Source organism: Streptomyces sp. NPDC102270 (genome assembly GCF_044766405.1).
In the GTDB taxonomy this organism is placed as follows: Bacteria; Actinomycetota; Actinomycetes; order Streptomycetales; family Streptomycetaceae; genus Streptomyces.
In genome coordinates this window covers 1-13,647 of the sequence record NZ_JBIWLX010000026.1, presented here as the reverse complement: position 1 = coordinate 13,647, position 13,647 = coordinate 1, and the positions used below count along the sequence as shown (strand labels likewise).

At 69.6% G+C, this 13,647-nt stretch carries 10 protein-coding genes and 1 pseudogene; 10 read left to right on the top strand and 1 reads right to left on the bottom strand.

Annotated elements, in window-relative coordinates; translation table 11 throughout:
• The 4 genes and pseudogenes from ACIRP7_RS40175 (at position 1) to ACIRP7_RS40160 (ending at position 3,853) form a co-directional block, all read left to right on the top strand.
• Positions 1-1,596 carry a glycoside hydrolase family 43 protein gene (locus ACIRP7_RS40175; protein WP_403670288.1) on the top strand — a complete coding sequence of 532 codons (1,596 nt, stop codon included), beginning with the start codon at positions 1-3 and terminating at the stop codon, positions 1,594-1,596.
• Positions 1,593-2,396, top strand: a complete 804-nt coding sequence (locus tag ACIRP7_RS40170; protein WP_403670285.1) for an alpha/beta fold hydrolase — start codon at positions 1,593-1,595, stop codon at positions 2,394-2,396. Before ACIRP7_RS40175 ends, ACIRP7_RS40170 begins: the two co-directional genes overlap by 4 nt.
• Positions 2,397-2,891: 495 nt before the next feature.
• A pseudogene (locus tag ACIRP7_RS40165) lies at positions 2,892-3,230 on the top strand (MBL fold metallo-hydrolase); the annotation flags it as partial.
• A gap of 89 nt (positions 3,231-3,319) precedes the next feature.
• Positions 3,320-3,853, top strand: coding sequence for a DinB family protein (locus tag ACIRP7_RS40160; protein ID WP_403670282.1), 534 nt, complete (start codon positions 3,320-3,322; stop codon positions 3,851-3,853).
• 335 nt (positions 3,854-4,188) lie between these two features.
• Here the strand turns inward: ACIRP7_RS40160 and ACIRP7_RS40155 are convergent, their stop codons facing one another.
• Positions 4,189-6,633, bottom strand: coding sequence for a Helicase associated domain protein (locus tag ACIRP7_RS40155; protein ID WP_403670279.1), 2,445 nt, complete (start codon positions 6,631-6,633; stop codon positions 4,189-4,191).
• Between the two features lie 234 nt (positions 6,634-6,867).
• Here ACIRP7_RS40155 and ACIRP7_RS40150 point away from each other — a divergent pair, with 234 nt between their 5' ends.
• The 6 genes from ACIRP7_RS40150 to ACIRP7_RS40125 all read left to right on the top strand — a co-directional run bounded on the left by ACIRP7_RS40150 (position 6,868) and on the right by ACIRP7_RS40125 (position 13,377).
• Positions 6,868-7,815: a TniQ family protein gene (locus tag ACIRP7_RS40150; protein ID WP_403670277.1), complete on the top strand. Its 948-nt coding sequence runs from the start codon at positions 6,868-6,870 to the stop codon at positions 7,813-7,815.
• A 95-nt stretch (positions 7,816-7,910) separates the two neighbouring features.
• Complete coding sequence (locus tag ACIRP7_RS40145) at positions 7,911-8,507, top strand: TniQ family protein (RefSeq protein WP_403670274.1); 597 nt, start codon at positions 7,911-7,913, stop codon at positions 8,505-8,507.
• An 88-nt stretch (positions 8,508-8,595) separates the two neighbouring features.
• Complete coding sequence (locus ACIRP7_RS40140) at positions 8,596-9,081, top strand: hypothetical protein (RefSeq protein WP_403670271.1); 486 nt, start codon at positions 8,596-8,598, stop codon at positions 9,079-9,081.
• Positions 9,082-9,210: 129 nt separating this feature from the next.
• Entirely contained in the window at positions 9,211-9,924 is a 714-nt protein-coding gene (locus ACIRP7_RS40135; RefSeq protein WP_403670268.1) for a hypothetical protein, read from the top strand.
• A 4-nt stretch (positions 9,925-9,928) separates the two neighbouring features.
• On the top strand, positions 9,929-12,310 hold the full coding sequence (locus tag ACIRP7_RS40130; RefSeq protein ID WP_403670265.1) for a transposase: 2,382 nt from the start codon (positions 9,929-9,931) through the stop codon (positions 12,308-12,310).
• Entirely contained in the window at positions 12,307-13,377 is a 1,071-nt protein-coding gene (locus ACIRP7_RS40125) for an AAA family ATPase (RefSeq protein WP_403670262.1), read from the top strand. The genes ACIRP7_RS40130 and ACIRP7_RS40125 overlap by 4 nt, the downstream gene beginning before the upstream one ends.
• The last annotated feature ends 270 nt before the right edge of the window (positions 13,378-13,647 follow it).

The following is a 13,647-nucleotide window of genomic DNA, read 5'->3' as shown; positions in this document are numbered from 1 at the left end:
GTGATCCACAACCCCGTCCTGCGCGGCTTCGAGCCGGACCCCGTGATCGTGCGGGCCGGTGACGGCCTGGACCACTACATCGCCACCTCGACCTTCGAGTGGTACCCGGGAGTGCGTCTGCACCACTCCCGGGACCTGGTCAGCTGGCGTGCGCTGGGTGGGGTTCTGGACAGCCGCCGGCTGCTCGACCTGGCCGGGGTCCCCGACTCCGGCGGGATCTGGGCGCCGGGGCTGTCCTACGCGCACGGACTGTTCCACCTGGTCTTCACGGTGGTGGACACGTACGCCGAGGGAGGGAAGGACCTGCCGAACTATGTCACCACGGCGCCCTCCGTCGAGGGCCCGTGGTCCGACCCGGTGCCGCTGCACGGCCGGGGTTTCGACGTCTCGCTCTTCCACGACCACGACGGGCGCAGCTGGCTGCTGAACATGCGCTTCGACTGGCGCCCGGAGCACGACATGTTCGCCGGGATCGAGCTGCAGGAGTACGACCGCACGTCGCACAAGCTCCTCGGACGGCCCCGGACGATCACGGTGGGCACGGCCGCCGGGGTCGCCGAGGGCCCGCACCTGTACCGCCGGGACGGCTGGTACTACCTCGTGCACGCCGAGGGCGGCACGGGTTACGAGCACGGGGCGGCCGTCGCCCGCTCCCGCGACCTGTTCGGGCCGTACGAGCCTGACCCGGCCGGGCCGTTGCTCACCTCCCGGCACAACCCGAAGCTGGAACTGCAGAAGGCCGGTCACTGCTCGCTCGTCGAGACCGCGTCCGGGCAGTGGTATGCCGCCCACATCACCGCCCGCCCCTACACCGAGCGGGGCCGCTGCGTACTCGGCCGGGAGACCGCGCTCCAGCCGGTGACCTGGACCGAGGACGGCTGGCCGCGCATCGCGGACGCCATCCCCGCCGTCACCGTCCCGGCGCCCGGCCTGCCGCCCGCACCGTTCCCGGTGCCGGACGCGACCGACCAATTCGACGCGCCCGTCCTTGGCCCTGACTGGTCCACGCTGCGCCGCCCGGCCGGCGAGGACTGGCTCAGCCTCACCGAACGCCCCGGCTTCCTGCGGATCCGGGGCGGCCAGTCACCGGCCGGCCGCCGCTCCCCCAGCCTGGTCGCCCGCCGGGTCACCTCCGCCCGCTGCTCGTTCGAGACCCGGGTGTCCTTCGACCCGCGCACACCGGACCACCTGGCGGGCATCACCGCGTACTACAACACCCGCAACTGGCACTATCTGTACGTCACTTCAGCCGACGACGGCAGCCCCGTCCTGAAAGTCCTCAGCTGCGAACAGGGCGCCCTCACCGCCCGCCCCGTCCACGTACCCCTGGCCCCCGGCGCGCCCGTCGCACTGCGGGCCGAACTCGACGGCCCCGTACTGCACTTCTCATACGACTCCGGAGACGGGACCAAGGCCCTCCCGCTCGAACTCGACGCCACGGTGCTCTCGGACGAGGCGGCCGATGAGTTCCACAACGGCCAGTTGCGGGTTCTCGGCTTCACCGGCGCGATGCTCGGCCTGTGGGTACAGGACCTCGACACAGCAGGCGTGCACGCCGACTTCGGCTACGCCACGTACGAGACGGTGACCGGATGACCACGGCGGTCGAGCTCTTCCACACCGTCCTCGGCCCGGACACCGCCGACGCCCACGGCCCCGACACCCTGCTGTTGGTGCATGGTTGGGGCGGCGACGGCCGCGAGTGGTCACGGCACGCCGAGAGCCTGGCCTCCGGCGGGCACCGCGTGATCGTCCCCGATCTGCGCGGCCACGGCCGCTCGCCCGTCCCGGACGAGGACAACACCCCGGCGGCGATGGCCTACGACCTGACGGCACTGATCGCCCGCCTGGGGGCCGGTCCCGTCGTCGCGGTCGGCCACTCCATGGGCGGCCAGGTGGTGAACCTGCTCGCCGTCCACCGCCCGGACCTCGTACGCTCCGTCGTCGCCCTCGACCCCGCGCACGGGGCCCACGGCGCCGAACTCGACGAGATCCCGCGCCGCCTGACCGCCTACCGCGAGAACGGCGCCCGCGCCGCGGTTCCGCTGGTGACCGACGCCTTCTCCCCCACCGCCCCACCCGGTCTGCGCACCGCACACATCCGTACCATGCTCGGCACCCCGGGCCATGTCATCGCCCAGGCCTATGCCGGCATGTACACCGATCCCGGCGCGGTGGGCATCCGCCCGAGCAGCGAGGCGTACCTTCGGCGCCGCATCTGCCCTGCCCTGACCGTGTGGACCTCCGCCGAGGCCGCCGACTGGGAGCGAAGTACCCTGCGGGGGCCCGAATCCCGTGTCGACCACTGGGCCGCGACCGGCCACTATCTGCACGAGGAGCACCCCGGCCGCACCATCCGACTCATCGAGCAATGGGCTGCGTGCAGGACAGCGTGAGCGTCAGGCCCCCTCGGTCACAGTCATCCAGCGCCACTGGGTGAACTGCTCCCGGTTGGCGCTGGAGCCCATGCGGGAGGCGTTTCCCGACGCCCCCGTTCCGCCGAAGGGCGCTTCGCGGCGTCCTTGGCGGACACGTCGTTGAGGTGCGCATCGTCGCCCGTGCGCAACTGTTCGGCGACAGCGGGAGCCCGCCGCACCGTACGGGAGTGCACCGCGAGGCCGTCACTGGTCTCCTGGCGATGGAGGGGTGCTGGGGTGGATGGTGCGAGGGGGCGCTCGTGTCCTGTCTCTGCGATGTGTAGGCAGTCCCGTTCTTCTGTAGGCATGTGGGGCCGGGTCTCGGCACATGGCTCAGCACCACCGTCGAAGCCACAGCCCGAAAGATCGAAGCCCTCCTACTCGCCACGCGACCCGCAGGACGCCCATAGCAGTTCTGCTGTCGGCAGAGGCCGACCGACTGGATGCCATACGGCGGCCTGCCACGATCGCCACATGGGGAAGAACAGGGCAGTACGGCGACGCGATCTCGGGTACTTTGTCCGGCCTGCACCGGAGACGGGCGGCCCACAACCACCAGTCGAACCCGTCCTTGCCTACCCGGTGCAACACGACAACGGGCTGATCCTCTTCGATACCGGCATCGGCGACGCGGATCCCGAAACCGAAGCACACTACCGACCCCGGCGCCGCGCGTTACAGGACGCCCTGTCAACGTCCGGCGTCGACCTCGACGACATCTCCATGGTCGTCCACTGCCATCTGCACTTCGACCACTGCGGCGGGAACCCCGTGCTGGGCGGCAAGCCCATCCTGGTGCAGGACGAGAGCCTCCTCGATAGATCATCGAGGAGGCTCTCGTGCTGTACAGCAGGATGTCCCCATCAGGATCGGGCGTTGACCTCGCCTGCGACAATGCACCCATGAGTGACGCCTCTGAGCCTCAGCCCTTCGCTTCGCCGCTCAAGCCCGTCGACCTGCGCACCATCGCGCCTGAACGTGAGGCCTTGGCAGGGTGGCTCGACTACCATCGCGCCGAGCTGCTGAGGAAGCTCGATGGGTTGACCGAGGAACAGGCTGCCCGGCGTGTCGTTCCGTCACTCACCACCCTGCACGGATTGGTGCGGCATCTCACCAAGGTCGAGTTCGTCTGGTTTGTTGACGTCATCGGGCAGAGCGAGGAACCCGCGCCCTTCGGTTGGCCGAAGCGCAGGGATGGTGACTTCGTGTTGGATGACGGCGCGACACTGCCCGAGGACGTCGCGCGCTACCTGGCCGCCTGCGAGCGCAGCCGCGAGATCTTCGCCGGGGTTTCACTGGACGATGTTTGCACGCACCACCGATTCGGGGATCTCGACGTGCGGTGCATCATGATGCACCTGATCAGGGAATACGCCCAACACAACGGCCACGCGGACGTCATCCGCGAGCTCATCGACGGCAGTACGCAGAGCTGAGTCCCCTAGCTTGGATCTGGTTGGCGTAGGTGGCCGGGGTGTCCTTCAGCTCCCGGATCTCGGCGGCGTGCTCGCTGCGAAGCTCACGCTCCGCCTTCATCAGCCGGGATCCCTCCGCTCGCAGTTCCTCCGGTTTCGGGCGGCGGGTCTGGTGGGTCTTGCCGGTTTCACAGGCGGAGAGGACCGTCGCCCCGTTTTCCCCCGGTGGCGAAGGTGTCGGTGAGCGCCTTCAGTGCCTCCTTCTGGTGTGGGGCGCAGGGGCGGGGAATGTGCGGTGGCGGGCAACAGGAGTCCGTTTAATCCGGTGGAGGGTAACAGGGCAGGTGCGGGTGCACTCATCGAAGGGCGACAGGAGGCGGTCGGGTCCACGACAGATCCTGTCCGTACCACCAGGCGTCGTCGTCCGTGGTGTCCTCGGTGTGGTCCACGGCGATGGGGGCGGGCTGGAAGACGGGGGCCAGGTCGATGCCGAGCGCGGTGAGCGCGGTGATCTGCGGCGCGGTCATCTGTGCGGTGTCGCTGCGGCATTTGCGCAGCCACTGGCCGAGAAGGACCTCATCGCCATGGATGTCTTCCCGGTGGCCGAGTGGTACGTGGAGGTGGCCTTCGCGCTGCTGGTATTGACGGGCGGCTGTCAGGCCGCGGCTGAAGGCGCGGGCGCGCGGTGCGGGGTCGGGTAGCAGCAGCATGGCGTGGGGGTGCAGGTGCGGGTGCTGAGCGGCGAGTTGAGCCAGCAGCCGCATCTGCTGGGGGTGCAGGTCGGGCAGTCGGGTGAGCTGGTGCTCCAGCCAGGTGCCGGCCTCGTGGTCGGAGGCCGGCGTGGGGGCGGTGGGGTCGATATGGGGGGTGAGGGTGAGGTGGGTGTAATCGTGCTGCCATGCCACGCCCCAGGGCGGATTCCACCAGGGGTCGACCGCGGTGAGTGCGTCGATCCGGTCGCTGTGCAGGCTTTCGTCGGCGACCAGCCGGCGCTGTCGGGCCAGCCAGCGCAGCAGCGGCCGTTCGCGCGGGGTGGGGGCGCGGGTGACGGCCAGGGTGCCGTGGCGGGCCGCGAAGGCGATGGCCTCTTCCAGGTGGGCCTCGAAGCTGCCTTCGGGGTGGGGCCAGGAGATGTTGAGGCTGGTCAGGGCAAGGGCGCGCTGGACGTCAAGACTTCCGTGGGCGTACAGCGAGCGCTGCTGGCCGAGCCAGTGCCCCAGGGGATATCCGGTCCGGTCGATGTACTCACTGGGCACGTCGAGATGGCCACGGCGCTCGAAGAAGCGGACGGCGGCCTCCCAGCCGATCTCCCACAGTCCGGTGTCGACCAGGTGGGTACGCAGTTGGGTGACAGAAGCGACCTCCCCGGCGCGTTCGGGCGGCGGGGGGCGGGGGATGGTGCGCTTGAAGTAGCTGTGGCCTCCGTCCAGGCGCCGCCAGTAGCGGGAGTCGTGGGTGCGCAGCCCGTTGAGGACTTCCCAGAGGATGTCGAACTCCGAGGAGAGCATGGCCTGTTCGGTGCTTTGGCGGGGACCGATGTAGACGGGAATGATCAGGACGGCGACTTTGCCCGCTCCGGGGGGCTGGCGCAGGGCCCGGCCGAGAGCTTGGATGATCTCGGAAGCACTGCGCTTGGGATCGGCGAACAGGACGGCATCCGCGTCGGGCACGTCGACGCCCTCGCCCAGGATGCGGACGTTGGACAGAACGGCCCCATCGACGCTGTCAGCGGGTCCGGAGCGGCGGCGCAGCAGAGGAATGCCTTCGAACTCGGCCAGGAACTCGGCGCGCAGGCGGGGTGATTGCTTGCTGTACAGAGCGCGGGCCCACAGACGGCGCACCTGGGTGGTGGAGGCGGCAGCCGCGACCGTGCGAGGCAGCGTCTCGCTGAACTGGCGGGCATAGGCGATGCGGCTGTGGAAGCTGATGACGCGACGGATGCGATGGGTTCTCATCGCGTGCAGCAGGCAGACCTGCAGGGCAGCCAACCGCAGGCCGTTGGAATGGCGGGAGATGTCGTCGGTGGTGAGGATGTCACGCAGGTCGTCGTCGGTGATCACCGGCGCGACGATGCGGTAGTCGGCGAGGATGCCGCGGTCGATGGCGTCGGCGAGGCCGAGGTTGTAGACGACGGGTCCGTAGATGGAGGCGTCGTCCATGGAGGCCAGCGGCTCGGGCGGCTCGTCGGGCTTCGGCCTGCCGCGGCGTCGCCGTTTCTTGGCCGCGTCCTCGGGTTTCCAGACGCGGGGTGTGGCCGTCATGTAGAGGCGGCGTTCGGCGGGGATCACGCGGTCGTGGTGGATGGTGGCCCACTGCTTGTTGCTGCTGCCGCTGCTGCGGTGCGCCTCGTCGATGATCACGATGGCCCAGGGAGGGAGCTGGTAGAGCCGGTGGGCGCGGGCGATCACCTTGAGGGACTGGTAGGTGGTAAACACGACGCCCGGGCCGGGGAAGGCGGCCAAAGTGCGGGCGAGGCGGGCCGGGTCGGTGGTGGCGGTGAGGCGGTCGCCGGACAAGCTCACGGTGGTGGGCTTGAGCGTGCAGACGGCGAGCATGCGGGTGATGTGGCTGTCGGCGTGCCAGTGCCAGGCGGTCTGGCTGATCAGGTTTAGGGAGGGGACGACGACAAGGATGTGTCCCGGGCCGGCGAAGTGCTCGGCGATGCGGATGGCCGTGATCGTCTTTCCGGTGCCGGTGGCAGAGATGATCGTGGCCCGGGGCATACGGGACAGGGCCCGCACCGCGGCGTCGTAGGCTTCACGCTGGTGGACCCGCAGTTGTTTGACGCCTCTGTCCGCCACAGCCGGGGCTCCCTTCGCGGGATGGTGCAATTCAGCAGCTGTCCGGCCGCGTACCGGCTGGTGGGGGCGGCGGGCGCTGAGTCGACCTTGCGTCAGCCGTACCAACTGTTCAAAGCTGATACGGAAAGTCGTTACCGAGATCACAGCGCACTCCCGCCGCGGGCGGGACACCCACGCGGGCACGATGTGCGGTGGAGGTGAGTGGTGGAGCGCATACGGCCGCTGCCTTACTTGATGCCTCTGGTGGACGGCGAGTCGACCGGTTCCTTCGTGACTCGGCTGGCCGCCCGTCACGGACAGTCCGTCTCTCACCTTCTGGCCACGGTGGGCGAGGGCCGCTCCGCCGCCGACGTCGATCCCGGGGAGAGCGAGCTGTATCTCAACGCCGCTGCGCGGCGGCGGCTGGCGCTTCTAGCCAGGCGTCCGCTGGCGCAGCTGACGAGGGCGCTGGCGAGCCTGCGGGATGAGCATCTACTGCCCGACGGGTCGGGAGCTCCGGCGTACAAGTGGCCGTGGCGGCCGCACAGCGGGTTCCTGGTGCGCGGGTGTTCGCTGTGCGCGGCCCGTCGTGGTGTGCTGGATCCGGTGTGGCTCATCCGCCCGGACCCGTGGCACATCTGCGTCCGGCACGCCCGTTTCCATGACTTCTCCCGCGGCGACCGGCTGCCCTTCATCGACCTGTCCCCCGGGCCGCACGTCCTGCGGGCCGAGCTGCGCAGACTCCGGTTCGTGAGGAGGCTGGGCCCGGTGGGCCGGCTGCTGGTCGCCGACGCCTTCGCGGTCCTGGCGCACCCTGCTGTGCGTCTGCCTCGGCTGGGCAGCAGCCGGACCGTACCGCTGCGTCTGCTGCCCAGTGCGGTCGCCGTCGCGTACCGCATGGCCAGGATCGAGCGGCTGCGTCTGGATGGCCGGCTGATCCACGACGACGACCGCCGCTGGCGCGAGGAGGCCCGCAGCGATCTGGGCTGGCAGCTCGGCCTGGCCCTGGACGCGTGGAGCGAGCGGCATCAGCCGCTGCAGCTTCCTCCGCTGCCGCTCACCCGTGCAGCGCGCCCGCCCTCCCGGCACTACCGGCAGCCCCGCCTCCCCCACCAGCCCGCCGTGCCCGAGATGGCCCCCGTGGACAAACTCACCTGTCTCTCCTGGGAAATCCTGGCCCGCAGCCCCCGGCCCTACGGCTGACGGAACGCCGCCGCTCATACCTGCTACGGTCTCGTCCCCGCCGGTCGCGCACCGGGTGGGACGGATGTGCACCGACTGGGCCGCCGGAGGTCATCATGAGTGCGCTGCGTGCACTTCCCGTCAAGATCGGGTTTCTGCGGGCGGAAACCAATGGCTCCTACCTGCAGCGTCTGGCCTGGGCTAATGGCCTGCAGATCGCTGACTTGCTGAACCGCCTGGGCTCCGGCCCGGCGCAGCCCGTGCGGCTCGATGAGGCAGAGCTGTATCTCAGTGCCGCTGCGCTGGAGCGGCTGTCCCATCTGACCGGGTGTCCCGTCGGGTGCCTGCGGCAGGCCCTGCGCTGTGTGCGTGAGGAGTTCCTGCTGGCGGTGCCCGCATCACGGGCCGCCTGGAGTTGGCGGAGCCCTGACCCGAAGGGGCCGTGTGTGCTGCAGGGCTGCCACCGGTGCGCGGCCGCAAAGGGCGCGTTGCACCCGGTATTCATCTGGTCCGGGCTGCCGTGGCAGATCTGCTGGCGTCATGGGTGCTGGCTGGATGCCATGCCGCAGCGGGAGGATGCCCGGGCGGCCCTGCAGGCCTGCATGCCGCTGGTGCTGCGCGCGGAGCGGCAGCGGCTGCGTTTCGAGCGGCGGCTGGGCTCGACCGGCCGGATCCTGTTCGCCGACGCGCTGAGCACCTGCGCCTACTGGTAGAACAACCCGCGCCTGTCACTGCCGGTGTGGATCGAGCGTCAGCGGCCGTTTCCCGCTCTCGACTACAGCGCCGTTTCCTGCTCTGGCCGTGATTTATCCGGAGGTGGTACGGCTGGCGCAGATGTTCGCGCTGTGGGAGCGGCAACACCAGGGGGGCCAGCTGAATCCGGATACGTGGGAGCGGCAGATGTTGTGGCTTTTCCGCTCCTGGGGAAGCCCGTTCGAGGTCAACGAGGTGCGCCTGCCAGTCGAGATGTGGCTGCACCGCCATCGCAGCCACACGGTGGCGAAGACCCGGGGGCCGCGGTGGCATCCGCCGCACGCGATGGCACTGGCGCTGGCCGCGTGCGTTCCGGTCAGCGTGCCCAAAGCCGTTGGTCACGCTCAGGCGGCGTGGGGAATGCGGTCGTGTCTGCCCTTCAGGTACACCCGCGGGATGGGCGTGCTGCGCAAGGACAGACGCAGAGACATCCTGCACCTGCGCCCCCTGTACGACCCGGTCGAGGCGTATTGGGAGATGCTGCCGCAGCCGCTGCCTGGGCGTGAATCCCCCGATCCGCGCCGCCTGTGCTGAGGAGCGGCCGGCAGGCGGAAATTGCTCGGGCGAACTGCCGGGACGTACTGCTTGTCGCCTAGCATCAATCCAGCGCCGTTCCCGCCGTGGCTTGTGGGAGGCGGGCACGGAAGGGTTGTCCTGGGCCAGATGGACATACAGGTGCAGTACCGCAGCGCGGCAGGGCGCACGTGCCGCGACGAACCGGCCGCTGTGCGGGGCGTAGCCCTTGAGGAGCGGCGGCCGTTGTCCGAGCCGCGCGCCTACAAGGGCCGCACCTCCATCCTGACCAAGTGGACCGCGGCCACTACCGGGCAGGTGGTGTGGTGCGCGAGCACGGTGCAGATGGATGCGGCCATGCTCCTCGACTTCGACCCGGACATCGTGTGCTTCCAGTCCCGTGTGGTGCAGGTGCACTGGGAGCTGGATGGCCGGCGCGGCACCGTAGAGCCGGCATTCGTCGCCCGCACCCGCGAGGAGCGCAGGCTGGTCTTTGCGCACCCGCCCCGCGACGAGGCCGGTCTGGAGGAGCAGGTTCTGCGAGAGGCGGCCGACAGGGCCGGATGGGAGATACGCCCGCTGCGGGTACCCCAAGGGGTGCTGCGGTCCTCGTTGGCAAGCGCCGCGCACTTCAGCGGCCCGGAGTTCGCCCCCGATGATCACGTCCGCCAGGTGCTGCTGGAGGTGTTCGCCCAGCCGCGCCCGCTGCAGGAGGGTGCGGCCGCCTCAAGCCTGGGCCTGAGGGCGCCCGGCTATGCCTGGCATCTGGTGTGGACGGGCGAACTGACGTGTGACTGGACCAAGCCGCTGCTGCCGACCTCGCCGGTGTGGGCCAGCCAGGCGGCTGCTGCCGAGGAGGCGTAAAGAGATGGCGACGGCCGTGGCGCAGGCAGAGAAGGCGGAAGAGGGACGGCTGCGGCCGGGGGCCCGGCTGCGCTGGCAGGGCGGCACCTACCGGGTACTGGTGCTGCAGGGCGCAGAAGTGCAGCTGGGCTGCCTGGATGAGGAGGGAGCCGATGCCCGTGCCCTGCTCTCCGTCGTGGTCGGCGCCGACGACTTCGCTCTCCTGGATGAGGACCTGCAGGAACTCGAGCGGGAACAGGTGGCGGACACCAGTGGCCTGTCCCTCTTGCCGGAGGCCGAGTTGAAGCTGGTGCGGGACTGGGAACGCCATCTCCGCGAGATCGACGACGGCGTTCCCCCCGACGCCGGGGAGGGCGCCGTGCCGCGCCCCGGCTACGACCCCGCCCGGTTCACCGTGCGCCAGCGCATTGCCGCCAAGGCCGCGGAACTGAAGGCGCTGGGCTTCAGGCATGCCTCGGCCGGCACGATCGAGCGGCGACGGCGCGCATACCAGGCGCACGGTGCGTTCGGGCTGATCCGCGAGATCGTGCCGGGCTCGCCCTGGGGGCGCACCGACGAACGGGTGGTCAAGCTGCTGCTGGCGGAGCTCAAGGCAGGGCTCGGGGAATCCGACGGCGACGCCAGCCGACTGTATGAACGGCTCCAGGCCGCCGTCCTGCGCGAACACGAGGACGACTACGACAAGTTGATGATCTCCAGGGCCACCTTCTACCGGCTGCTGGGGCGGCTGGGCATCAACGTATCCTCCCTGCACTGGCCCACCGACCGCCGCCTGGACGAAGCCAACGGCGCCGTGCCTCCCTACACGCCGACCCAGGCTCGGCGGCTGGGCGAACAAGTGCAGATCGACTCCACCGGCCTGGACGTCATCGCGATCGGCGACGACGGGCGGCCGGTACAGGTGGAGCTGACCGCGGCGATCGATGTGGTGTCCAGAACCATCATCGGCGCGATGATCGTGCCGAAGGTGCGGGGCCGCGGACCGCGGGGGCGGCGGCTGGGCGGACGCGCCACCCGCTCCTTCGACGCGGTGCTCATGCTGGCCCAGGCCCTGGCACCGATGCCGGCCCGGCCCGGCTGGTCGCCGCGGGCGCTGGCGGAGCAGTCCGAGATGCCGTACGCGGATCTGGTGGCGTGCGATCCGCGGATGGCCGGTGCGGCCGCCCGGCCGGTGATCCGCCCGCGGATGGTCGTCGTCGACCACGGCAAGATCTTCAACAGCGAGCACTTCGACGACGTGTGCCGGATGCTGGACATCAAGGTCCGCCCGGCCCGGGAGCGCACCGCCACCGACAAGGCCGTCATCGAGAGCACCTTCAACGCGATCAAACGCCGGTTCTCGCAGTACGTCGCCGGCTACACCGGCTCCGATTTGAAGCGGCGCGGCAAACACGTCACCGACGGGCCGCTGTGGAGCCTGAACGAGCTGCAGGACCTGCTCAATGAGTGGATCGCCCTGGACTGGCAGCAAAAACCGCATGACGGGCTGCGCAGCCCGTTCCTGCCCGGCCTGACGATCAGCCCGAACCGTATGTACGCCACGCTGGTGGCCGCCGAGGGCCATGTGCCGCTGGCGCTCACCCCGCACGAGAACCGCAAGCTGCTGCCGTTCACCTACCTGAAGGTGACCGACAAGGGGGTCAGGATCGGCAACCGCACCTACAACAGCCAGGCCCTGCAGGAGTACAGGAACCGGCACACTGGGATCCCCGGGCAAGGCAGGCGCTGGCAGATCCGCTACAGCCCCTACGCGCCGCGGTTCGTGTGGCTGTGGGACCACCACAAGGACGACTGGGTGGAGGCGGAGTTCATCCACCAGCGGCTCATCGGCGACGACTGGACCGAGTGGACCTGGGAGCAGGCCACCCTCAACGTGCTCGAGGACGGCGGCCGCACGGAGGAGCAGCGGCGCATCGCCCGGGAGGTGTCCAAACTGCGCGAGCGGGCCCGGCGCGGCCCGGACCCCGACGCCCCGCGGGTGCCGCAGCTGTTCACCGGCCCGGCCCTCGATCTGGACGTGCCAGTGGCCGACCCCTATGAGGGCATTCCCGACCCCGACCCCGCCACCGTGGTGCGAGCACCCGCGCTGACCATGCCCGCCGAGCACATCCTGCACGCCGCCCGGCCCGCCCCTCCCCCACTACCCGGCCAGCCGGACACGGAAGCCAAACCGGAGGTGGAGCCCGCGCTGACCGACGACGATCACTTGGCGGACACCGACGGCCATCCGCAGGCGCCCGCCCGCCCGCACCAGAGAGGCATGCTCAGCCTGCGAGGCAGCGCTGCCGAGGTGTTCGGTATAACCCAGATCCCCACCCCCCGACCGGCTGCTTTCCCCGACGCTGGCGAGCCCGGTGACCAAGAGGACGACGGAGGAAAACCGTGAGCCGCGAAAAACTGATCCGCGCCTTCGGCACCAGCGTGGCCGAGACCGTCACCCAGCCCATCGACCCGCCGCTGCTGACCACCCGGGAGGGCTGGGACCTTTCGGCCTCCCGCCGTCTGGCCCCGCCCAAGCGCGCCGACTGGGCCCCCAAGGGCACCAAGGTCGGTCCCCGCGATCCCCGCCTGATGTACCACGCCGAGATGCTCCCCGTGCTCACTCCGGCGTTGTGGAAGGGCCTGCTGGATGCGCGGCGCCAACTACGCAAGAACCGCTTCCGCAGCGTCGGCCGCGCCACAGACATGATCATCGACGGGGACCGGGGCACCGGCAAATCCACCCTGCTGGTGCAGATCGGTCGCGGCTTCCAGGGCCTGATCGAATCAGACCTGGGCCCCGACCCCAACCGCATCCCCGTCATCTACATCACCGTCCCGCCGGAGCGGGAAAACAATCTGGACTGGTCGCTGCCGCTCGCTGAGTTCCTGGGCCTGAACCACACCATCAACCCGGACGACCGTAACCGGCGTACGGCCGACATGACCGAGCCCGTCGCCCACGTGATGCGCCAGGCCAAGACCCGCCTGGTCCTCATCGACGGCATCAACCGCATCCAGGACAACGAGATCGCCAGTGCGTTCAGCTACTTCGAGACCCTGCAGGACCGCACCAACGTCACGCTCATCTTTTGCGGCACCGGCGCACGCGAGATCGTCCACGAAGCCCGCTACGACAAGCGGCGCAAGAACCTGCCCGACGCGGTCAAGACCAAGGCCTCCTTCAGTGACCTGCCGGTGCTGTGGGCCGGGCACATCCCTTACGGCAACGACTGGCACAGCGTCGTCCAGGGCTTCGACGAGGACCTGTGCCTGTACGACCACAATCCCGGCGCCCTGCTGAAGCTCTCCCGCTACCTGCACAAACGCACCGACGGCTACATCAGCGCCCTAAGCGACCTGATCTGCCAGGCCGCCCAGGAAGCCATCGAAACCGCCCCCGAGACCGGCACGGAGGCCATCACCAAGGAACTCCTGGACGACATCCGCATCGGCCGGGGCGACAGCAGGTGATGCATCCTGCTCGCCGCCCGCAGTCGTGGGCATCAGCGGGCGGTCATCTCCCGGCGGGCGACCAGCGTAGACGCAGAACCTTTGGAGCGGTCTGTTCGCTGTCCGGCAGGACGGTGCACTGCATGTGCTGGGTCCAGAACCGCACGGCGTCCACGCGCTCGTGCTCGACCTCGACTGAGGGGCCTCGCGTTTTCCGGACAGGCTTCTGACCGTTAATTTTACGCGGCGATTCGCAACTTCTCATACTCGGCATGGACTTCACGCGGAGGG